This is a genomic window from Micromonospora sp. WMMA1976, assembly GCF_027497335.1.
In the GTDB taxonomy this organism is placed as follows: Bacteria; Actinomycetota; Actinomycetes; order Mycobacteriales; family Micromonosporaceae; genus Micromonospora; species Micromonospora aurantiaca.
This window is the reverse complement of sequence record NZ_CP114912.1, coordinates 5,969,964-5,989,224: the sequence shown is the minus strand read 5'-3', so window position 1 is coordinate 5,989,224 and position 19,261 is coordinate 5,969,964. Positions and strand designations below refer to the sequence as shown.

Sequence of the window (19,261 nt, the reverse complement as noted above, 5' to 3'; positions counted from 1 at the left end):
GGCGAACCTACTTTACATTCGTTACTCGATTGTAACGGCGAGATATCCGGTGACTTTCCGTCGCGCTCACCGTCATCTATGCCCGGTTTGCCGCGACATTTCGCCCTCCAGGCCGCCCCTGGCCTGGGATTTCGTGACGCGTGGTCACCTCCCCGTCTCACCCCGGTGTTACCGCCGGGTAATCGGGGGGTTGTGAGCTGCACCGCATCGGGTGCACGATCAGGCTCGATCGTTACCCGTCGGTAACAGAGGACGGGCCCGGCGCGGGCCGCCGGTTCCCCACCGGCCGCCGCGCACATTCGTTCGAGGAGGAACCCGTGCAGAATCGGCTCGACAACCAGGGTCGTACCCGGTGGCGGCGGTTCGCCGCCATGATCGTGCCCACCACGGCCGCCGCCGGTGCCATCCTGTTCGGCATGTCGACCGGCGCCATCGCCTCCGACATCACCGTGTCCGGGCAGACGTTCAAGATCGGCGCCGACCGCCTGGAGGGTGAGGGCTTCAAGCAGTACGGCGGCATCGTCCGCGAGAAGGGCGAGGACGGGAAGGCCGGCGCGACCCGCCCGGTCGCGATGGCCGAGATCAGCAGCGCGGAGCTGTACAAGCTCTGCCAGTCCGTCCGCGCCGACCTGCCCGGCCTGCCGGTGGTGCTCACCATCAACGCCGGTGAGGGCAAGGAGCCCGCCCGGGCCAAGGACCTCGTGATCGCGATGGACTCGCTCGAGGGCAACGCGACCTTCACCAACATCAAGATCGGACGCGACGCCAGCGACCTCAACCCGACGGCGCAGCGCGGCTCGTTCGGCCAGAACTCCGACCGGGTGACCATCCGTGACCTGAAGCAGGTGTCCCGCTACACCACCTCCTCGACGTTCAACCTGGTCGGGCTGCGGCTCAAGGTCAACGTGGGCGACGACGCCAAGGGCAAGGAGTGCTTCTGAGCTGAGCACGGCCCGCGGTGGCCGACCACCGCGGGCCCGCCCGACCGTCCCCGTCCCCGCTCCGCCAGGAGGAGTACGTGACAACCGTCGACCCGTCCCACGCCCGGCCCGGCACCGCGGCCCGGGCATGGCGGACCTTCCGCCGCTGGCAGCGGAGCCGGCCGTTCTGGGGTGGCCTGTTGATCATCCTGGCCGGGGTGGAGATGCTCGCCTCCACCCGGCTGACCCTCAACGGCCTGAGCTTCAGCAGCGGCGCCACCGGCCTGCTCTCGCTGCTGATCCCGGGCATCCTGGTGACCTGCGGGGTGCTGCTCTGGCTCAGCCCGCCGCAGCGGCTGTTCTACTCCATCGTCGCGGCGATCACCGCCGTCTACTCCCTGATCGGGCTCAACCTCGGCGGCTTCTTCCTCGGCCTGCTGCTCGGCATCGTGGGCAGCGCGCTCGCGTTCGCCTGGGTGCCGACCCCTCCGGCTGGTCCCGCCGGTCCGGCCGCCGACGAACCCGACACCGAGGCGGACGCCGAACCCGGCACCGCCGCGGACGCCGAGGCCGACACCGTCGTGGACGCGCAGCCCGTGGACACGCAGCCCGCGGACGAGCGACCGACCGTCGAGGTGCCGGCCGGCGTACGGCCGGCCGTCGAGCAGCCGACTGCCGAGCGGCCGGGCGGGGAGCGGCCGGTCCCTCGGCAGTCGGTGAACGGGCAGGCGGCCGGATCCGACGGCGGGCCGCCGGAGTGGGCGGGCCGTTCGGCGGACCCGCGCGCCTTCGGCATCGTCCTCGTGGTGCTCGGCCTCGCCACCGCCGGCCTCGCCGTGCAGCCGCGCGCGGTGCAGGCCGCCCCGAACAAGCCCGCCGCCACTGCCTGCCCGTCGAAGCCCGCCACGCCGGCGCCCGGCGCGAGCGCGCCCACGGCGACGCCCACCCCGTCGCCGAGCGCGAGCCCGACGCGGGCGGGCAACATCATCACCGACTTCTTCGAGGGGATCGGTGACCTGTTCAAGGGCAGCAGCAAGAAGAGCGAGACGCCCTCGCCCACGCCGACCGCGAGCGGATCGGCGGCCCCGACGAGCAAGCCGACGGCCCGTCCCGGGTCGACCGAGTGCCCGGCGCCGGACAAGCCGGGCAAGGTGGACCCGGCGAAGCCCGGCAAGGTGGAACCGGGCAAGCCCCTGCCGCGTATCGCCGCGGACCCGGGCCTGCCGAAGGTGGGCCGGACGCCGTCGAAGCTCACCGGCTCCAAGGTGGCCATGACCGGGCTGCGGTTCGAGGGGATCACCGACCTGCAGACCGAGCAGGGTGCGCTCAAGGTGCTGAAGTTCAGCATGAAGGAGGCGGTGACCGACGACTTCCTGCTGGTCGCCGACGGTCCACTCGGTCGCACCCAGCGGTACGTGACCCCTCAGCTCGTCGTCCGCGACGACGTCGCGTTCTACTGCACCCGGTTCGTCGGCAAGCTCGCCGGCATCAAGCTGACGCTGACCCCGGACCTGCCGTTCCCGGACGGGCTGCCGGTCACGCTGCCCTTCAAGGTGACGTTCACCGACCCGGTCATCGACCTGGCGTACGTCACCAGCAACACGTTGACCGGCGAGCCGCTGCGGTTGACCCTCGGCGCGTAGGGCGACGGGTGCCGGCGGACGCACCGCCGGCACCCGGACCACGGCTCAGAGCCGGGCCAACGCCTTGCGCAGCGGGTCCAGCCCCAGCGAGCCCAGGTCGAGCGCCTGGCGGTGGAACTCCTTGAGGTCGAAGTCGGCTCCCTTGCGGGCCTTCGCGTCCTCCCGGGCCTGCAACCAGATCCGCTCGCCCACCTTGTACGAGGGGGCCTGACCGGGCCAGCCCAGGTAGCGGTTCAGCTCGAAGCGCAGGTTCTCGTCCGGCACCCGGCAGTGCGCCCGCATGAACTCCCAGCCCAGCTCCGGCGTCCACCGCTCGCCCGGGTGGAAGCCGAACGGGTTGTCCTTCGGGATCTCCAGCTCCAGGTGCATGCCGATGTCCACGATGACCCGGGCCGCGCGCAGCGCCTGCCCGTCGAGCATGCCGAGCCGGTCACCCGGGTCGTCGAGGTAGCCCAGCTCGTCCATCAGCCGCTCGGAGTAGAGCGCCCAGCCCTCGCCGTGCCCGGAGACCCAGCACAGCAGCCGCTGCCAGCGGTTGAGCAGGTCGGCCCGGACGGCGGTCTGGGCGACCTGGAGGTGGTGACCCGGCACGCCTTCGTGGTAGACGGTGGTCACCTCGCGCCAGGTGGAGAAGTCGGTGATGCCCTGCGGCACCGCCCACCACATCCGTCCCGGCCGGGAGAAGTCCTCGCTCGGGCCGGTGTAGTAGATGGCGCCGTCGCTCGTCGGCGCGAGGCAGCACTCGATCCGGCGTACCTGCTCCGGGATGTCGAAGTGGGTGCCGTTCAGCTCGGTGATCGCCCTGTCGGCGAGCGCCTGCATCCAGTCCCGGAACGCCTCCTTGCCGCGTACCGTCCGCGCCGGGTCGGCGTCGAGCGCGCGTACCGCGTCGTCGACCGAGGCGCCGCGCCCGGCGATCCGCGCGGCCACCGCGCGCATCTCGGCCTCCAGCCGGGCCAGCTCGGCGAAACCCCAGGCGTACGTCTCGTCCAGATCGACAGTCGCGCCGAGGAAGTACTGCGAGGCCAGCTCGTAGCGCTCCCGCCCGGCGGCCTGCTTCTCCCGGCCCACCGGCGCCAGCTCGGTGCGCAGGAACTGCCCGAACTCGGCGGTGGCGGCGGTCGCGGCGGCGGCGCCCTTGCGCAGCTCCGCGCCGAGCGCGCCGTCGGCGTCGATCCGCTCGACCAGCCCGTGGAAGAAGTTGTCGCCCTCCGGGTCGACCCAGACGTCGCACTGCTTGGCGACCTCGACGAGCTGCACCCGCGAGCTGACCCGTCCCGCGGCGGCGGCCTCGCGCAGCGTCCGCTTGTAGCCGTCCAGCGCGGACGCGAAACGGTTGAGCCGCGCGGCCACGTTCGCCCGGGCTTCCTCGCCGTCGGTCGGCATGAGGTCGAAGACCATCCGGATCTCGTGCAGTCCGCTCGCAATCACGTTGACCTCGCTGCCGGTCTCGCCCGCGTCGTAGCGGGCCAGCTCCAGGCCGAGGCGCTCCTGCATGGCCTCCTGGGCGGTCCGCTCCGCCTCGGTCTCCGGCTCGGTCACGTCGAGTTCGCCGAGCGTGCGGCGGGCCAGGTCGGCGCGGGCGGCGTAACCCTCGGGCGACAGGTCGTCGAGCTGGTCGTCGTAGCCGGCGATGCCGACGTAGGTGGCGCCGGTCGGGCTCAGCGGCGCCCACTCGGCCACGTACCGGTTGGCGAGGTCATCGATTCGTCCCACGAGGCGACCCTACGTGACCCCGCATCCGGAATACCGCGCGACTTCGTCGTACCTCTGCGGCAGAGTGTCATGGGTGACCGTCGAGATCACTCCTGACCGGGCCCCGGTGCGCAGCTGGCTGCCCGGGTTCGTCGCACTCGCCGCCATATGGGGTTCCAGCTTCCTGTTCATCAAGGTGGGCGTGGCCGAGCTGCACCCCGTGCACCTCACCCTCTACCGGGTGGCCACCGGCGCGCTGACGCTGCTCGTGGTGCTCGCGGTGCTGCGCGACCGGCTGCCCCGCGAGCCCCGGGTCTGGGCGCACATGCTCGTGGTGGCCGCGTTCGGCGTGGCGGTGCCGTTCACGCTGTTCGGCTACGGCGAGCAGCGGGTCGAGTCGATGCTCGCCGGCATCTGGAACGCCACCACGCCACTGATCGTGCTGCCGCTGGCGGTGCTGGTGTTCCGCACCGAGCGGCTGACCGCCCGGCGGGCGGTCGGGCTGGGGCTGGGCTTCGTCGGCGTCCTGGTGGTGCTCGGCGTCTGGGAGGGCGTGGGCGGTGCCCACTTCGTCGGCCAGCTCATGTGCTTCGGCGCGGCGGCCTGCTACGGGCTGGCGATCCCGTACCAGAAGAAGTTCGTCGCGGGCAGCGCGTACTCCGGCCTTTCGCTGTCGGCGGCCCAGCTGCTGGTGGCGACCGCGCAGCTCGCGCTGGTCGCGCCGTTCGTCGGCACGCCGCCGTCACCGCTCGACCTCTCCCCGCGCGTGGCGGCGAGCGTGCTGGCGCTCGGCGCGCTCGGCACCGGGCTCGCCTTCGTCATCAACATGCGCAACATCCGGCTGGCCGGGGCCAGCACGGCGTCCACAGTGACCTACCTGATCCCGGTGTTCGCGGTGCTCGTCGGGGCGGTGGTGCTGGGCGAGCGGATGAACTGGCACCAACCGGTCGGCGCGTTCGTGGTGCTCGTCGGCGTCGCGGTCGCCCAGGGCCTGTTCGGGCGGCGCCGCCCGCGCCCGGACGCGGTGACACCCACCACCCGTCCGGCCGAAGCGGCCACCAGGGGCTGACCGTCAGCCGCGGCCGGCCGTCCACTTCACCAGACGGTCGGCCGTCCAGGTGTTCACCACCCGCTTCGCCGGTACGCCGCACAGCGCGGCCCGCTCGCAGCCGAAGCGCTGCCAGTCGAGCTGGCCAGGCGCGTGCGCGTCGGTGTCGATCGCGAACCGGCACCCGGCCTCCAGCGCGAGGCGGATCAGACGCTTCGGCGGGTCCTGCCGCTCCGGCCGGGAGTTGATCTCGACGGCCACGTCGTGCTCGGCGCAGGCGGCGAAGACGGCGTCCGCGTCGAACTCGCTCTCCTTGCGGGTACGCGCCCGGTGCCCCTTGTCGCCGGGCCCGGTCACCCCGGCGGGCCGGGAGGAGACCATCCGGCCGGTGCAGTGGCCGAGGATGTCCAGGTGCGGGTTCGCGATCGCGGTCAGCATCCGGCGGGTCATCTTCGCCCGGTCGTCATTCAGGCCGCTGTGCACCGAGCCGACCACCACGTCCAGGCGGGCCAGCAGGTCCTCGTCCTGGTCGAGTGAGCCGTCGGCGAGGATGTCCACCTCGATGCCGGTGAGGATCCGGAAGCCCTTCGGCAGCGCCTCGTTGACGGCGGCGACATGGTCGAGCTGCTTGCGCAGCCGCGCCGCGGTCAGGCCGCGGGCCACAGTCAGCCGGGGCGAGTGGTCGGTGAGCACGAGGTATTCGTGACCCAGCTCGACCGCGGCCAGCGCCATCTCCTCGATCGGTGAGCCACCGTCGGACCAGTCCGAGTGTGTGTGGCAGTCGCCGCGCAGCGCGTCCCGCAGCTTCGCCGCCGCCTCGTCCAGGTCGGTGCCCTCCGTCGCCAGCAACCGGCGCAGGTAGACCGGTTCCTCGCCGGCCAGCGACTCGGCCACGCAGCGGGCGGTGACGTCACCGACGCCGGACAGCTCGGTCAGCTTGCCGGTGCGGGCCCGCTCGGTCACCTCGGCGGCGGGCAGCGCGCCCAGCGTCTTCGCCGCCGACCGGAACGCCCGGACCCGGTACGTGGCCTCGTTGGCCCGTTCCAGCAGGAACGCGATCCGGCGCAGGTCGGCGATGGGATCCCGGGCAGTCATGTCCTGGAACCTACGCGCATTCGTCGCCCGCCGGGTGACCCCGCACCGCGAGCCGGTCAGCCGCCGCGCGCCTACCGGCCGGGCGCGGCCGGACAGCCGTGCTTGCGCTGCCAGGCGGTGACCTCGGTGACCGGGGAGCGGTTGCCGCCCTTGCGCCACGAGTTGAGGTACGGCGCCGGCCAGACCACTCCCCGGCGGATCCACCAGTCGTCAGCGCCCGTGCACTTCGGGGAGAGCCCGAAGTGCAGGTGGCAGACGTTGTTGGCGTTGCCGGTGCGGCCCACCTTCCCGAGCTGCTGCCCGGCGCGTACGCGTACCCCGGCGTCGACCCCGGCGGCGATCGCGCTCAGGTGCGAGCCGTAGTAGCGCACCCCGTCGTCGCCGAGCAGCGAGACCGAGAGCCCGCCGTTGTTCGGGCCCAGCGGCCCGCGCTTGTCGAACCTGTCGACGCGGCTCACCTCCAGCACCACGCCGTCGGTGACCGCCACCACCGGTTCCCCGCAGTCGGCGAACACGTCGGTGCCCGGGTAGCCGCCGTGCGTCGGGTGGTAGTCGACGTTGCCGGCCCGCACCGGGAAGACCCGCTTCAGGTCCGTGCGGGCCGGCGACGGCGCGGCGGACGAGGAGGCGGCTGGTGGCGGGGCCGGGTCGGCGGGCTGCGCGGCCGTCGTCATCGGGCTCGGCTCCTGCCACCTGTCGGCGCGCCCGGTGGTGGCGCCGCACCCGGCGGCGGCGAGCGCCGCGACGAGCAGCAGGACCGGGTACGCCGGCCGCGTCCGGCGTCCGATCGATGGCGAGCGCATCCGGTCATCCTGACAGACCACTACCGTAGGGACGAATGCCGAGCACGGGACGGGTGATCCGGGAAGGGGGCGGCGGTGACGCACGGATGGCACGGCGGACCCGAGGGGACCGGTCCGGGGGCGTTCCCGCCACCGCGTACACCCTCCGGGCTGTTCCCGTCGAGCACGTCGATGCGGCCCAGCTATCGCGAGCCGTACCCGATCACCGGCGCCGGCGTCGCAGCCGGCGCGCTCGTCGCGTTCGCCTGGTTGCTGTTGTTCGGGCTGCTCGGCGGCGGCGTGGCCGGATACGCCTGGTGGACGCTGCTGGCCGGCGGCCTGGCGTGGATGGCCGCCGCGGTGCTGGTCCGTCACGGCGACCGGGGGGTGGCGACGGGCGTCGCGATCGTCACCGCCGGTGGTTGGAGCATCGCCGCCGCGATCGTCGCGATGCGCTGGGCGCAGACCGGGGACTGGCCGCTCTGGTGACCTTCGGTGCCGGTTTCGCTGCGTAGCGAAGGCCACCTTGACGTACGCCTGAGGACGGTCCACGCTCGCGGTATGGCCTGGACCACACCGCCGCGGCTCGACCCCGAGCGGAGCCGCCGTCGCCTGCAACTCCTCGCCGAGTTGGCCGGTGCCCGTGCGGTACAGCAGCGGCAACGGCCGCAGCGGGCCCGCACCGAGCGACTGCGCCAACTCATCGCCACCCGCCGGCGCGTCGTCGGCTGACCGGCTTTCTCTTCAGGAACGGCCGGCCCATACGGGGCGTTGACCGCTCGCCCGCCGACCCGACCGGTTAACGTGCATCGCGTGACGTGTCGGCGTGCTGCCGAGGCTGATTTGGGGGGACCGTGTCGTACTTCGCTGCTGCCGTGGCGCGCGTCGACGGCGGCTGGACCGCCGGTGAGGTGAGCCTGCGCGGTGTCACCGACATCGAGGAGGTGGCCGACCGGCTGCGCGACGTCGAGCCGGACGCCGACCTCTCGCTGCTGTTCGTCGAGGCCGACGACACGTACCTGGTCATCCTGCGCCTGGACGAGGGGGAGGACCTGCGGGTCTTCGGCTCGGACTCGGCGTACGCAGAGGAGTCCCGGCTGGGCGCGCTGCTCGTCGGCGACCTGAAGACCTCGGTGACCGGGCTGGAGGACGTCGACGAACCGCGCACCTCCACCGGCGACGACGACACCGAGCAGCCCGCCGTGGACCCGGAGGCCGACCCGGTCGGCGACGCGGATCTCCTCGCCGATCTGGGCATCCCGGCGCAGAAGCTGCTGGCGCTCTGCGCGCACGAGGGCTCCATGCCGGCCGACGTGACAGCCGAGATCTGCCAGGTGCTCGGCTGCGTGGACGAGGTCGAGGAGCTGCGTGAGGTCTGAGCCCGGGGAGTCAGTGACGCCCGGCGCCGCCGAACCGGCAGACGCGACCGACCCGTCGCTGGAGACCGTACGCCCGGGGCAGCCCACCCCCGGCCGGGCCGCGCGCGTCGGTCCCGGCGCCGACGAGGCGCTCGCCGACCCGGGCGCTGTGGGCCGCCGGCAGCGGCACGAGCTGTGGATGCGCCGGGCCCTCGAGGTCGCGGTGACCGGCCCGGACGGTGCGACCCCAGATGCCGACGACGTGCCGGTCGGCGCGGTGCTCTACGGCCCCGACGGCACCGAACTGGCGATCGGGCGCAACGAGCGGGAGCTGACCGGCGACCCGACCGCACACGCCGAGGTGCTGGCGCTGCGGCGGGCCGCGCAGCGGCTCGGCCGGTGGCGGCTGGACGACTGCACGCTCGTCGTGACGCTCGAACCGTGCACCATGTGCGCCGGGGCGATCGCCCTGGCCCGCGTCTCGACAGTGGTGTTCGGCGCGTGGGAACCCAAGACCGGCGCCGTCGGGTCACTCTGGGACGTGCTGCGCGACCGCCGCGTCACGCACCGCCCCGAGGTGTACGGAGGCGTGCTGGAACGCGAGAGCGCGGCGGTGCTGCGCGCCTTCTTCCGCTGAGGGGTTCTGGTCTTGTCTCAGGCGCCGGCCGGTGCGGGGCGCAGCAGCGTCGCGGCGATCGCGCGGCCGACCTCGGTCCAGGCGGTCGGACGCAGCGTGGCCGGGTCGAGCCGGACGATCGACCGGGTGCCGGTGGCGTGCACGGTGGCGCCGTCGGTCGAGCGGAACTCGAAGGCGTAACGGGCGCTGCTGGTGCCGAAGTGCTCCAGCCAGAAGTGCACGGCCACCGTGCCGACGCCGACGACCGGCGCCTGGTAGGTGATGGTGAACTCGCGGACCGCGTGGAACACGTCGGGTGCGGCGTGCACGTCGCCGCGGAAGGCGACGCCGCGCTCGGCCCAGTAGGGCGTCAAAGCGCGTTCCAGCAGCACGGCGTACCGGGCGTTGTGCAGGATGCCCATCGCGTCGAGGTCGTCGAAGTGCACAGGCACGTGCTCGACGTGCCCGAACTCCGCGACCGGCCGGTCGGTGGTGGCGTGGCTCATGACTGGCCTTCCGGTAGCAGGGCCGGATCCGGGCAGAGCGCCCGCAGCCGGTTCAGCAGGCCCTGGCGGGCGTGCCGGTAGGAGGCGTCCGGGTCGAGCAGACGGGACCGCATCACCGCGCTGATCCCCAGCGCGTCGATCTCGTACGCGAGCAGCGGCACGTCCAGATCGGCGGGGAGTTCGCCGAGGTCGACCGCCTCCTGGACGAGGCGCTCCAGCAGTGCGGTCCAGCGGGACAACGCGTCGGCGAGCCGGTCCCGGACCGGGCCGGGACGGGCGTTGTACTCGAACTCGGTGTTGGCGAAGAAGCAGCCGCCGGGCAGCACCCGGGCGGCGTAGAAGTCGATCCGGGCCTCGTGTAGCGCGCGCAGTCGGCGTACGCCCCGGGGTGCGTGCAGGGCGGGAGCGACGATCATCTCCTGCCACTGCGCCACCGCGCGGTCGACGGTGGCGAGTTGCAGTGCCTCCTTGGAGCGCCAGTGCGCGAAGAGGCCGGACTTGCTCACCTCCAGCCGATCGGCGAGCTGGGCCAGGGACAGACCGTGCAGGCCGACCTCGGTCGCCAGCGCCACTGCGGTGTCCAGCACCGCGGTGCGGGTGCGGTCGCCACGGGCGACGCGGCCGTCGGAGGTCATGCGCTCAGCCTAGGGGAAACAAGCACGACCGGTCGTATTTATTTTTGTGACGCCGGTAACGCGGACCGCCCCGCCACCGAGCGGTGACGGGGCGGTCCAGGTCGGTCGGGGTCAGGCGATGATGGTGTCCAGCGCGATCTCGACCATCTGGCCGAACGTCTGCTCGCGCTCCTGCGACGTGGTCTTCTCGCCGGTCTTGATGTGGTCGCTGACGGTCAGGATGGTCAGCGCACGGGCCTTGAAACGCGCCGCGATCGTGTACAGCGCCGCCGACTCCATCTCCACCGCCAGCACGCCGTAGTCGGCGAGCGTGTCGTACAGGTCAGGCCGGTCCGTGTAGAAGGCGTCCGCCGCCAGGATCGGCCCCACCCGCATGCTGATGCCGCGCCGCTCGGCCACCTCGACCGAGGTACGCAGCAGCCCGAAGTCGGCCACCGGGGCGTAGTCGATCAGCCCGTCGAAGCGCATCCGGTTCATGTTCGAGTCGGTGGACGACCCGATGGCCGCCACCACGTCCCGCAGCTGCAGATCCTCGGTCAGGGCGCCGCAGGAGCCCACTCGGATCAGCGACTTCACGCCGTACTCGTTGACCAGCTCGTGGGCGTAGATCGAGGCGGACGGCATGCCCATGCCGGAGCCCTGGACGGACACGTCGACACCGTTCCACTTCCCGGTGAAGCCCAGCATGCCGCGCACCGTCGTGTAGCAGCGGGCCCCCTCCAGGTAGGTCTCCGCGATCCACTTGGCCCGCAGCGGGTCGCCCGGCATCAGGACCCGCTCGGCGATCTCTCCCGGCTCAGCGCCGATGTGCGTACTCATGGCAAAGATCCTGCCAGGCCGGGCCGAGGGATACCGGTTCGGCGTCCAAGCCGGCGGTCCTGTACCCTCGTCGGCGGTGGCGTGTCCGAGTGGCCTAAGGAGCACGCCTCGAAAGCGTGTGAGGGTTTACGCCCTCCGCGGGTTCAAATCCCGCCGCCACCGCCTTTGAAGAGGCGCAGCGCCCGGCAGTCCAGGAGGACTGATCCGGGCGCTTCGTCGTTTCCGGCTTTCTCGAGTCGCCGTCCGACTGATGCCGCTTGGTAGGCGGCGAGGCACCGGTTCGGTGACGCTCGTCAGTCACTTCGCCGCCGGGTGGTTGCCTCCTTGGCCAGGTCGTCGATGATCCATCGCAACGCCGAGACGGCCGCGGAGTACCGCAGGTAGCGAGGGTTCTGGTTCGACTTGGGCTCGCACTGCAGCCGCATTCGCCGAAGATCCTCAATCATCTGCTGGAGTCGCTCCTCCGGAGTCATGGCCGAAAGCCTGCCCGTTCGGCGTCGGGGAGGCAATGGTGGCAGCTCCGGGTAGACGCCGGATCCAGCGGGCACGAAAGCGCGATCTGGGGGCGACCTGTGGGCGGTCGGAATGAGTCGGCAATCTGCTACGCCTCTTCCTGAAAGGGGGGTTGCAGACATCGACGGAACTCCGCAGTGAACGGTACCCTTCGATGGGCTGTCTCAGAGATGGACGGAGGGCAGATGTCCCAGACCATCACTGTTGAGTTGATCAAAGCTGTGCCCGCGATTCTCTGGGTTGCCTTCGCCGCGCTGGTCTACCTTTCTCTTCGGAGCGCGATCATCCCGCAGATTAGCCGCCTTCACAGCGTGAAGACGCCAATGATCGAGCTCGGCTTCGCCGAGCAGTTACTGGTCGAAGCGGCGGCCCGGTCCGAGGCAAGCGCGCCACCTTCCGTCAGTGAGCAGCGCGCAGCCGTCTCACGGCTGCAACACGCGGCCGAAATCCTGCGAGGTGGCCGAATTCTCTGGGTTGATGACAACCCCGAATGGAACCTGCCTCTGATACAGCTTTTTCGGCGACTGGGCATGACCGTAGACACGTCGCGCTCCACGGACGAGGCGATCGCCAACCTTCGGAGCCGCCGCTACGACTTGATCCTCAGCGATATGCGGAGGGATACCGAACATCCGGCGCAGAGCGCGGGCATCACTCTGCTCGACGCCCTTGAGCGTCAGGGAGACCGAAGCCCTGTGATCATCGCCGCATCGAACTTCGATCCGCAGATCGGCGTTCATCCTGGAATCTTCGCCTACACCAACGCCGTCGACGACATCGTCCATTACGTCATCGACATCATGGAGCGCGTCAAGTTCGGCACCGCTTTCTGACTCGTAGTCCAGTGGCCCGGCTTGCAGTGCTTAGGCCGCCAGCCTGATTTGTCGCTCGTCATCTCTAGGACCGGTAGACGGTCAGCAGGGGCCGTAGCCCTCGTCGAAGAGGCGGCGGGCCCAGTCCGCGTACCCGGCGATGATCTCGCGGACGGTGACCCCGTCGTGCAGGAACAGGTACGCGCGGTCGCCGTCGCGGGCGAGCAGCCCGGCGAAGCGGTGACTGCCGGGCGGTGCCGGCAGGTCGACGGCGCCGGGGTACGCGGCGCGGACCTCGCCGACTGGCGCGCCGGCGCTGATGCCTTCGGGCGTGCTCATCGGGTCGTCGAGCCAGAGCAGGACGAGCCGGTCGTCGACGAAGATCGGGCTGACCGAACCGTGCCCGACCAGCGCGGGTCCGCATGCCTCCTCGTCGGCGCGCAGTACGCCGCGCCGGGTCAGGTCCGCCTCGGTGTCGCCGAACTCCGCGTTGCGCAGGCCCTCCAGGCTGACCACCTGAGCGGCGCCGACCGGGCGGGTGGGCCACTGTGGATGAACGCCGCTGCCGGCTGCGGACGCGGCAGCGAGCAGTGCGGCAATAAAGCCGAATTGTCGTAGTTTCATGCAATCCCCCAGTCACCAACGGGACCGGGGCGATGAGGTTGCTGTTGTTTGTCGGATTGGCGTAGTTCCCACTCCTCGGCCAGCTCGTCCCAGTAGTCGGCGGACAGTCCGCGCCGGCCGTGCGCCAGCCAGCCGTCCGTGTCGCGTTCCAGGTGCAGGCCCAGCTCTGCGAACGGGTCGATCCACGCGCCCGGCTCCGCGCCCAGCCGGGCCAGCGCCGTGTTGATCGGCCACTCGGTACGCGGCCGGTCCAGCGCGGCGTCGTACCGCGGGCCCCAGCTCACCTCGCCGCCGAGCCACACCACCGCCGACTGGTGGCCCAGGCCGCCCGCGAACTCCGCCTCCAGGTACGCCACCGGGCCGCTCCTCGACCAGCGGGCCAGCACCTCCGCGAGCGGCGGCGAGAGCACCAGCCGGAACGGACGCTCGGCGTGCGGCTCGTCGGTGGCGTAGTCCGGCAGGCCGCCGGTCAGTTCCTGCACGAGCTGCGGGGTGACAGGCAGCAGCGCGAAGTCCTGGCGGAGCGCGGCGAGCACCGCGTGGTCCAGGTCGGCGGTCTGCTCGCGAAGCAGCTCGACGTCGGCGACCACGGCGCTGAGCTGGTAACTCATCCGGTCCTCTCGGCGTCCACAGGCTGTGGATGGAACATGTGTACGACGGATTATGGGCCTCTCGGCGCGCTCGACGAGTGACGCGACCGATGCCCAACGTACGGGCGGAGCAGCGCTCGCGCATCATCGCGCCCGATACTCGCACTGCACGGTTGTCGGATCGGGGTGGCGGCGTTCGTAGCCGGGGTGACGGCGGCCCGGCCGACAGCCGACGAGAGCGAAAGAGGAACCGATGGCGCAGTACCTGATCTCCGTACTCGACGGCAAGACCGGCTCGGCCACCGACGCGGAGATGGCCGCGATCGGTGAGTTCAACGAGCAGTTGCGAGCCGACGGCCACTGGGTCTTCGCCGGTGGGCTCGCGGCGCCGGAGACGGCCACCGTCGTGGACGCGCGGGGCGGGAGTCCGCTGCTCACCGACGGGCCCTACGTGGAGACGAAGGAGTACGTCGGCGGGTTCTGGATCATCGAGGCACCGGACTTCGATGTGGCGCTGCCGCTCGCCGCGCTGGCCTCGGAGCGGTGCAACAGGCGGGTAGAGCTGCGGCCGTTCCTGAGCGCGTGACAGACGTCGGCGAAGCGCTCACCCGGGTCCACCGCGAGGAGTGGGCCCGGGTCGTCGCCACGCTCGCCCGGCGCATCGGCGATCTCGACGTGGCCGAGGAGATGACCGCCGAGGCGTTCGCCGCCGCAGTCGAACGGTGGTCGGCCGACGGCGTACCGCCGAACCCCGGCGCGTGGCTCACCACCACCGCGTACCGGCGGGCCGTCGACCGGATCCGGCGCGAGAGCCGGCGGGACGACAAGCACCGGGAGGCGCTGATGCTGGCCGACGTCCCGGAACCGCTCGGTGTCATCGACGACGACCGGCTCCGCCTGATCTTCACCTGCTGCCACCCGGCGCTGGCCATCGAGGCGCGGGTGGCGCTGACGCTGCGCCTGGTCGGCGGGCTCACCGTGCCGGAGATCGCGCGGGCCTACCTGGTCCAGGAGGCCGCCATGAGCAGGCGGATCACCAGGGCCAAGACGAAGATCAAGGCGGCCGGGATCCCGTATCGAGTGCCGTCCCGCGAGGACCTGCCGGCCCGGGTCAGCGGTGTGCTCGCCGTCCTGTACCTGATCTTCAACGAGGGCTACCTCGCCTCCGATCCCGGCAAGGAGGCGGTCCGCGCCGACCTGACCGCCGAGGCGATCCGGCTCTCCCGCCTGGTCCGTACGCTGCTGCCCGACGACCACGAAGCCGCCGGACTCCTGGCGTTGATGCTGCTCACCGAGGCCCGCCGGCCCGCCCGGGTCTCCGCGACGGGCGAACTCGTCGTCCTCGCCGAGCAGGACCGCAGCGCCTGGGACCACGAACTCATCGCCGAGGGGCACGCCCTGGTCCGCGCGTGCATCGCCGCCGGCCGGCCGCCGGGCCGCTACCAGATCCTCGCCGCGATAAACGCCGTCCACACCGGCGCCCGCGACGCGCGGGACACCGACTGGGCGCAGGTCGCCGCGCTCTACGACCATCTGGTACGCGTCGACCCGTCGCCGATCGTGCGGCTCAACCGGGCCGTGGCGGTCGCCGAACTGGACGGGCCGCAGGTCGCGCTGGCGGAGGTGGACGGGCTGCCGCTGGAGGCATATCACGCGTACCACGCGACGCGCGCCGAGCTGTTGCGCCGGATGGGGCGAGGCGGAGAGGCGCGGGAGGCGTACGACCGGGCGATCAAGCTGGCGGGGAACAGCGCGGAGACGGCGTACCTGACGCGGCGACGGGACCAGTTGGGCGGCCGGTGAGTCTCGCCGCACGGTACGACTCAGGGCCGGTCCCGTGCGGGAGCCGACCCTGTCGTCTGCGAGCGGAGGATACGAGATTCGAACTCGTGAGGGTGTGAACCCAACACGCTTTCCAAGCGTGCGCCCTAGGCCTCTAGGCGAATCCTCCGCGAGCCAGGATACAGGTCTCCCGACGGCGGGCCACCCCACCCTCCCGGAAGATCCACAACCCTTCGGGTAGGCTTGGCGTCACCTCCCGTGCGGCGGTATCTCGTGAACCTCCCCAGGGCCGGAAGGCAGCAAGGATAAGCGAGCTCTGCCGGGTGCACGGGAGGCCTTTCTGTCTCCCGGGCCGGGTAACGTCGCTGCGGGTCGGGTCACGGGGTGGTGGGTGGTCACCCGGGGCCGACCGGCGCAGAATGGCTCTCCTCGAGAGGAGGCGGGACGGGTGGCACTGGCCCTTTACCGCAAGTACCGGCCGCGGACGTTCGCCGAGATGATCGGCCAGGAGCAGGTCACCGAGCCGCTGTCGCAGGCGCTGCGCAGCGGGCGGCTCAACCACGCCTACCTCTTCTCCGGTCCGCGGGGCTGCGGCAAGACCTCCAGCGCCCGGATCCTGGCCCGCTCCCTCAACTGTGAGCAGGGCCCCACCCCCGAGCCGTGCGGGCAGTGTGACTCGTGCCGCGGGCTGGCGCCCGACGGCGGCGGCTCGATCGACGTCATCGAGATCGACGCGGCCAGCCACGGTGGTGTCGACGACGCCCGTGAGCTGCGCGAGAAGGCGTTCTTCGCCCCGGCCCGCAGCCGCTTCAAGATCTACATCATCGACGAGGCGCACATGGTCTCGTCGGCCGGCTTCAACGCCCTGCTCAAGCTGGTCGAGGAGCCCCCGGAGTACGTCAAGTTCATCTTCGCCACCACCGAACCGGAGAAGGTCCTCGGCACGATCAAGTCGCGGACCCACCACTACCCGTTCCGGCTGTTCCCGCCGAAGGTGGTCCGCCCCTACCTCGAGCAGCTCTGCGAGGCGGAGGGCGTCAAGGTCGAGCCGGCGGTCTTCCCGCTGGTGGTGCGCGCCGGCGGCGGCAGCATGCGCGACAGCCTCTCCGTGCTCGACCAGCTCATCGCGGGCGCCGGCCCGGAGGGCGTCGACTACGCCCGGGCCGCCGCGCTGCTCGGGGTCACCGACGCCGCGCTGATCGACGAGATGTGCGACGCGCTCGCCGCCGGTGACGGCGCCGCCGCGTACGCCACAGTCGACCGGGTCGCCGAGGCCGGGCACGACTCGCGCCGCTTCGCCTCCGACCTGCTGGAACGCCTCCGCGACCTGATCGTCCTGCAGCAGGTGCCCGATGCCGCCGCCAGGGGCCTCATCGACGGCCCGGCCGACCAGATCGAGCGGATGGCCGCCCAGGCGCAGCGCCTCGGCCCGGCCACGCTGTCGCGCTGCGCCGACATCGTGCACAACGGCCTGGTCGAGATGCGCGGCACCACAGCGCCCCGGCTGCTGCTGGAGCTGATCTGCGCGCGCATGCTCCTGCCCGGCGCGGACGACTCCTCGGCCGGCCTGCTCCAGCGCCTGGAGCGGATGGAGCGCCGGCTGGCGCTCGGGGGCGCCGAGCTGCCGCCGGCCGCCGCCGACTCCGCGCACCCCACTCAGGCCCCTGGGGTACGCCCGGCGACTCCCGCCCCGGGCGCGGCTGCCGCCGCGGTCCACCCGGATTCCGCCGGCACGCCGGCGGCTGCCGGTGCCCCGACCGGTGCCGCCGCCGCACGTGCCGCCGCAGCCGCTGCGGCGGGTGCCCGGAGCACCACACCCGGCTCCCGTCCGGTCGGCCCCGCCACCGGCACCCGTCCGGCCCCGAACGGTGCGGGCATCGATTCCCGTCCCGCGGCCGGTGCGGTTCCCGAGTCCGGTTCGGCATCTGCCGAGTCCGGCCCGCGTTCCGCTCCGGTGGCGACCGAAGCGGCCGCGGCTGCCGGGGTCCACTCCGACACGGACGCCGGGTTCCCCGCGTCGGCCGCCGCCGAGCGAGCCGCCGCCGGGTCGGCGACGTCCGGTCCGGCCGCTGCCCGACGCCCGGTACCGCCGTCCGCGGTGATGCCCGACCCGGCCACGCCCGAGCCGCCCCGCCCGGGCGCGGCGAATCCGGGCGCGCTCGACGCCGTGGCGGTGCGCCGCGTCTGGCCCGAGGTGGTCGGCAAGGTCAACCGCAGCAACAAGCGGATCGCCGCGCTGATGCGGGACGCGGTGGTACGCGACCTGGACGGCGACACGCTGGTGCTGACCGTGAAGTCGACGGTGCTGGCGAAGATGATGGCCGACCACGCCGCAGTCCTGACCGACGCGCTCTACGAGGAGCTGGGCGGTCGGTGGCAGATCCGCTGCGAGGTGGCCGGTGAGCGCGGCGCGGCCTCGCTCGGCGGCCCGTCCCGCCCGTCCGGCGCGAGCCGCCCGCAGGCCGACGCCGCACCGGGGCGCACCCCGTCCGACAGCGCTCCGGCCCGCCCGGCGGCCGATGCCGGGTCCGGCGGGCCGGTTTCCGGGGCGGTAGGTACTGCTCACGGCCGTCCGGACGCCGACGCGGGGCGTGTCCGCCCGGACGCCGGCGCCCACTCCGGTCCGGGCCGTCCGGATTCCGCCGCCGTCGGGCACCCGGCGTCGGCGGGCGGCCCCGGACAGCCGGTGTCCGGCTCGGGCGGCACCACTGGTGGCCGAGCCACTGGCACCCCGGCCACCGGTAGCCAAGGCGCCGCAGGCCAGGCCGGAGGACCGGCGGGCCGGGCCGACGCGGGTTCGGTCGGCGCCTCGCACCGGACGGCGGCGACCGCTGCCGTTGGCCGGGCCGGCGAGGAGGACTGGCCGGAGCCGGCCCGACCCGGTGGCGCGGCCACCGCCTCGGCCACCGGTACCGCCTCGGCGGCGGGCACCGGGGATGCGGAGGACTGGCCGGCGGCTGCCCGTCCGGGCGGGGGCACGGCGACCGCCACCGCCCCCGTCGTCGTACCCAAGCCGGCTGGACCTGCGACGGCGCCTGCCGGTGGGGCGAGGCCGGCGGGGCCGAAGAACAGCGCGATCGCGGCGGCGCGGGCGGCCGCGGCGGCTGCTGCCGCGGGCGGTGGTGCCGGCAAGGGGCCGCGCGCGGCGCAGCCGGCGCGGAAGACTGCCGATGCCGAGTGGGCGGGCGAGCCGCCCTACGACCCGGACTTCGACGGCCCGGTGCGGGGCGGGGGCGCGCCCGCGGCGGCGCCCGCCTACGAGGGGTTCGATCCGGGCGACGAGCCGCTCGACGAAGTGATCGACGAGCGGACCGCCCGGCAGTCGAGCGAGGAGCAGGCGGTGCAGCTGCTGCGCGAGACGTTCGGGGCGGAGAAGATCGACGAGGTGGACGCGCGCTGAGCGCGCGCCGACCGCGATTCAGCGGTGCCGTGGCCCGACTAGGCTGGGCGCGGCCGACCAGACGAGTGGAAGAAGGAGCGGTCCGTGCGCCCAGGTGGACAGCCGAACATGCAGCAGATGCTGAAGCAGGCGCAGAAGATGCAGCAGCAGATCGCGAAGGCCCAGGCCGAGCTGGCCGAGGCGGAGCTGACCGGCACCGCCGGCGGGGGCCTGGTCACCGCTACGGTCGCCGGTACCGGTGAGCTGAAGGCGATCAAGATCGACCCGAAGGCGGTCGACCCGGAGGACGTCGAGACGCTCGAGGACCTGGTGGTCGCCGCAGTGCACAACGCCGCCGAGGCGGCCCGCGAGCTGACCGAGAAGAAGATGGGCCCGGTCGCGGGCGGCATGGGCGGCCTCAGCCTGCCCGGGTTCTGAGCCGGC

At 72.4% G+C, this 19,261-nt stretch carries 21 protein-coding genes, 2 tRNA genes and 1 other RNA gene; 14 read left to right on the top strand and 10 right to left on the bottom strand.

Features of this window, described 5'->3' with window-relative positions; genetic code table 11:
• The first annotated feature begins 317 nt into the window (after positions 1 to 317).
• Both O7546_RS27700 and O7546_RS27695 read left to right on the top strand, forming a co-directional pair.
• Positions 318 to 941 carry a DUF6230 family protein gene (locus O7546_RS27700; RefSeq protein ID WP_194803292.1) on the top strand — a complete coding sequence of 208 codons (624 nt, stop codon included), beginning with the start codon at positions 318 to 320 and terminating at the stop codon, positions 939 to 941.
• Positions 942 to 1,018: 77 nt separating this feature from the next.
• A complete protein-coding gene (locus tag O7546_RS27695) occupies positions 1,019 to 2,563 on the top strand; it encodes a DUF6114 domain-containing protein (RefSeq protein WP_194803293.1) in 1,545 nt (514 codons plus the stop codon).
• Positions 2,564 to 2,608: 45 nt separating this feature from the next.
• Here the strand turns inward: O7546_RS27695 and O7546_RS27690 are convergent, their stop codons facing one another.
• The gene (locus O7546_RS27690; protein ID WP_194803294.1) at positions 2,609 to 4,279 is read right to left on the bottom strand and encodes a DUF885 domain-containing protein; all 1,671 of its coding nucleotides are present in this window, start codon (positions 4,277 to 4,279) and stop codon (positions 2,609 to 2,611) included.
• A 73-nt stretch (positions 4,280 to 4,352) separates the two neighbouring features.
• Between O7546_RS27690 and O7546_RS27685 the strand changes: the two genes are divergently transcribed.
• Complete coding sequence (locus tag O7546_RS27685; RefSeq protein ID WP_194803295.1) at positions 4,353 to 5,327, top strand: DMT family transporter; 975 nt, start codon at positions 4,353 to 4,355, stop codon at positions 5,325 to 5,327.
• A gap of 3 nt (positions 5,328 to 5,330) precedes the next feature.
• Here O7546_RS27685 and O7546_RS27680 read toward each other — a convergent pair whose 3' ends face one another.
• Together O7546_RS27680 and O7546_RS27675 are read right to left on the bottom strand one after the other, a co-directional pair.
• Positions 5,331 to 6,401, bottom strand: coding sequence for a PHP domain-containing protein (locus O7546_RS27680; protein ID WP_194803296.1), 1,071 nt, complete (start codon positions 6,399 to 6,401; stop codon positions 5,331 to 5,333).
• A gap of 71 nt (positions 6,402 to 6,472) precedes the next feature.
• A complete protein-coding gene (locus tag O7546_RS27675) occupies positions 6,473 to 7,204 on the bottom strand; it encodes a M23 family metallopeptidase (protein ID WP_194803297.1) in 732 nt (243 codons plus the stop codon).
• Positions 7,205 to 7,375: 171 nt separating this feature from the next.
• Between O7546_RS27675 and O7546_RS27670 the strand changes: the two genes are divergently transcribed.
• The 4 genes from O7546_RS27670 (at position 7,376) to O7546_RS27655 (ending at position 9,178) form a co-directional block, all read left to right on the top strand.
• Positions 7,376 to 7,672: a hypothetical protein gene (locus O7546_RS27670; protein ID WP_228533020.1), complete on the top strand. Its 297-nt coding sequence runs from the start codon at positions 7,376 to 7,378 to the stop codon at positions 7,670 to 7,672.
• A gap of 72 nt (positions 7,673 to 7,744) precedes the next feature.
• Positions 7,745 to 7,915, top strand: coding sequence for a hypothetical protein (locus tag O7546_RS27665; RefSeq protein WP_166457820.1), 171 nt, complete (start codon positions 7,745 to 7,747; stop codon positions 7,913 to 7,915).
• 122 nt (positions 7,916 to 8,037) lie between these two features.
• Complete coding sequence (locus O7546_RS27660) at positions 8,038 to 8,562, top strand: tRNA adenosine deaminase-associated protein (protein ID WP_194803298.1); 525 nt, start codon at positions 8,038 to 8,040, stop codon at positions 8,560 to 8,562.
• 178 nt (positions 8,563 to 8,740) lie between these two features.
• On the top strand, positions 8,741 to 9,178 hold the full coding sequence (locus O7546_RS27655) for a nucleoside deaminase (protein ID WP_194803332.1): 438 nt from the start codon (positions 8,741 to 8,743) through the stop codon (positions 9,176 to 9,178).
• Positions 9,179 to 9,195: 17 nt separating this feature from the next.
• Here O7546_RS27655 and O7546_RS27650 read toward each other — a convergent pair whose 3' ends face one another.
• The 3 genes from O7546_RS27650 to deoD form a co-directional block, all read right to left on the bottom strand.
• Positions 9,196 to 9,663, bottom strand: a complete 468-nt coding sequence (locus O7546_RS27650; RefSeq protein WP_194803299.1) for a thioesterase family protein — start codon at positions 9,661 to 9,663, stop codon at positions 9,196 to 9,198.
• Positions 9,660 to 10,298 carry a TetR/AcrR family transcriptional regulator gene (locus O7546_RS27645; RefSeq protein WP_194803300.1) on the bottom strand — a complete coding sequence of 213 codons (639 nt, stop codon included), beginning with the start codon at positions 10,296 to 10,298 and terminating at the stop codon, positions 9,660 to 9,662. The genes O7546_RS27650 and O7546_RS27645 overlap by 4 nt, the downstream gene beginning before the upstream one ends.
• A gap of 111 nt (positions 10,299 to 10,409) precedes the next feature.
• Entirely contained in the window at positions 10,410 to 11,117 is a 708-nt protein-coding gene (gene deoD / locus O7546_RS27640; protein WP_043327826.1) for a purine-nucleoside phosphorylase, read from the bottom strand.
• A 75-nt stretch (positions 11,118 to 11,192) separates the two neighbouring features.
• Between deoD and O7546_RS27635 the strand changes: the two genes are divergently transcribed.
• A tRNA-Ser gene (locus tag O7546_RS27635) sits at positions 11,193 to 11,279 on the top strand.
• A gap of 131 nt (positions 11,280 to 11,410) precedes the next feature.
• Here O7546_RS27635 and O7546_RS27630 read toward each other — a convergent pair.
• A complete protein-coding gene (locus O7546_RS27630; RefSeq protein ID WP_255533242.1) occupies positions 11,411 to 11,542 on the bottom strand; it encodes a hypothetical protein in 132 nt (43 codons plus the stop codon).
• A gap of 273 nt (positions 11,543 to 11,815) precedes the next feature.
• Between O7546_RS27630 and O7546_RS27625 the strand changes: the two genes are divergently transcribed.
• Complete coding sequence (locus O7546_RS27625; RefSeq protein WP_194803301.1) at positions 11,816 to 12,463, top strand: response regulator; 648 nt, start codon at positions 11,816 to 11,818, stop codon at positions 12,461 to 12,463.
• 81 nt (positions 12,464 to 12,544) lie between these two features.
• Here the strand turns inward: O7546_RS27625 and O7546_RS27620 are convergent, their stop codons facing one another.
• On the bottom strand, positions 12,545 to 13,066 hold the full coding sequence (locus O7546_RS27620; protein ID WP_194803302.1) for a hypothetical protein: 522 nt from the start codon (positions 13,064 to 13,066) through the stop codon (positions 12,545 to 12,547).
• On the bottom strand, positions 13,063 to 13,677 hold the full coding sequence (locus O7546_RS27615; protein ID WP_281600212.1) for a hypothetical protein: 615 nt from the start codon (positions 13,675 to 13,677) through the stop codon (positions 13,063 to 13,065). Before O7546_RS27615 ends, O7546_RS27620 begins: the two co-directional genes overlap by 4 nt.
• Before the next feature lie 232 nt (positions 13,678 to 13,909).
• On the opposite strand from O7546_RS27615, the gene O7546_RS27610 reads away from it, so the two are divergent.
• Together O7546_RS27610 and O7546_RS27605 are read left to right on the top strand one after the other, a co-directional pair.
• Positions 13,910 to 14,242 (top strand): YciI family protein, encoded by a 333-nt coding sequence (locus O7546_RS27610; RefSeq protein ID WP_281600211.1) that lies wholly within the window; start codon positions 13,910 to 13,912, stop codon positions 14,240 to 14,242.
• A complete protein-coding gene (locus O7546_RS27605) occupies positions 14,239 to 15,459 on the top strand; it encodes a DUF6596 domain-containing protein (protein ID WP_281600210.1) in 1,221 nt (406 codons plus the stop codon). The genes O7546_RS27610 and O7546_RS27605 overlap by 4 nt, the downstream gene beginning before the upstream one ends.
• 63 nt (positions 15,460 to 15,522) lie before the next feature.
• Here the strand turns inward: O7546_RS27605 and O7546_RS27600 are convergent.
• Positions 15,523 to 15,607: transfer RNA gene (locus O7546_RS27600), tRNA-Ser, on the bottom strand.
• A gap of 81 nt (positions 15,608 to 15,688) precedes the next feature.
• Between O7546_RS27600 and ffs the strand changes: the two genes are divergently transcribed.
• The 3 genes from ffs (at position 15,689) to O7546_RS27585 (ending at position 19,255) form a co-directional block, all read left to right on the top strand.
• Positions 15,689 to 15,778: signal recognition particle sRNA small type (gene ffs, locus O7546_RS27595), an RNA gene on the top strand.
• A gap of 108 nt (positions 15,779 to 15,886) precedes the next feature.
• Positions 15,887 to 18,838, top strand: coding sequence for a DNA polymerase III subunit gamma and tau (locus O7546_RS27590; RefSeq protein ID WP_281600209.1), 2,952 nt, complete (start codon positions 15,887 to 15,889; stop codon positions 18,836 to 18,838).
• A 108-nt stretch (positions 18,839 to 18,946) separates the two neighbouring features.
• Complete coding sequence (locus O7546_RS27585; RefSeq protein WP_228533033.1) at positions 18,947 to 19,255, top strand: YbaB/EbfC family nucleoid-associated protein; 309 nt, start codon at positions 18,947 to 18,949, stop codon at positions 19,253 to 19,255.
• Positions 19,256 to 19,261: the final 6 nt, after the last annotated feature.

Excerpts from the sequence above, each read along its gene's own strand:
- O7546_RS27610 (WP_281600211.1), top strand. The coding sequence starts at position 13,910 with ATGGCGCAGTACCTGATCTCCGTACTCGACGGCAAGACCGGCTCGGCC.
- O7546_RS27650 (WP_194803299.1), bottom strand. The coding sequence starts at position 9,663 with ATGAGCCACGCCACCACCGACCGGCCGGTCGCGGAGTTCGGGCACGTC.
- O7546_RS27665 (WP_166457820.1), top strand. The coding sequence starts at position 7,745 with ATGGCCTGGACCACACCGCCGCGGCTCGACCCCGAGCGGAGCCGCCGT.
- O7546_RS27615 (WP_281600212.1), bottom strand. The coding sequence starts at position 13,677 with ATGAGTTACCAGCTCAGCGCCGTGGTCGCCGACGTCGAGCTGCTTCGC.
- O7546_RS27670 (WP_228533020.1), top strand. The coding sequence starts at position 7,376 with ATGCGGCCCAGCTATCGCGAGCCGTACCCGATCACCGGCGCCGGCGTC.
- deoD (WP_043327826.1), bottom strand. The coding sequence starts at position 11,117 with ATGAGTACGCACATCGGCGCTGAGCCGGGAGAGATCGCCGAGCGGGTC.
- O7546_RS27680 (WP_194803296.1), bottom strand. The coding sequence starts at position 6,401 with ATGACTGCCCGGGATCCCATCGCCGACCTGCGCCGGATCGCGTTCCTG.
- O7546_RS27655 (WP_194803332.1), top strand. The coding sequence starts at position 8,741 with ATGCGCCGGGCCCTCGAGGTCGCGGTGACCGGCCCGGACGGTGCGACC.
- O7546_RS27625 (WP_194803301.1), top strand. The coding sequence starts at position 11,816 with ATGTCCCAGACCATCACTGTTGAGTTGATCAAAGCTGTGCCCGCGATT.
- O7546_RS27630 (WP_255533242.1), bottom strand. The coding sequence starts at position 11,542 with ATGCGGCTGCAGTGCGAGCCCAAGTCGAACCAGAACCCTCGCTACCTG.
- O7546_RS27620 (WP_194803302.1), bottom strand. The coding sequence starts at position 13,066 with ATGAAACTACGACAATTCGGCTTTATTGCCGCACTGCTCGCTGCCGCG.
- O7546_RS27585 (WP_228533033.1), top strand. The coding sequence starts at position 18,947 with ATGCAGCAGATGCTGAAGCAGGCGCAGAAGATGCAGCAGCAGATCGCG.
- O7546_RS27645 (WP_194803300.1), bottom strand. The coding sequence starts at position 10,298 with ATGACCTCCGACGGCCGCGTCGCCCGTGGCGACCGCACCCGCACCGCG.
- O7546_RS27675 (WP_194803297.1), bottom strand. The coding sequence starts at position 7,204 with ATGCGCTCGCCATCGATCGGACGCCGGACGCGGCCGGCGTACCCGGTC.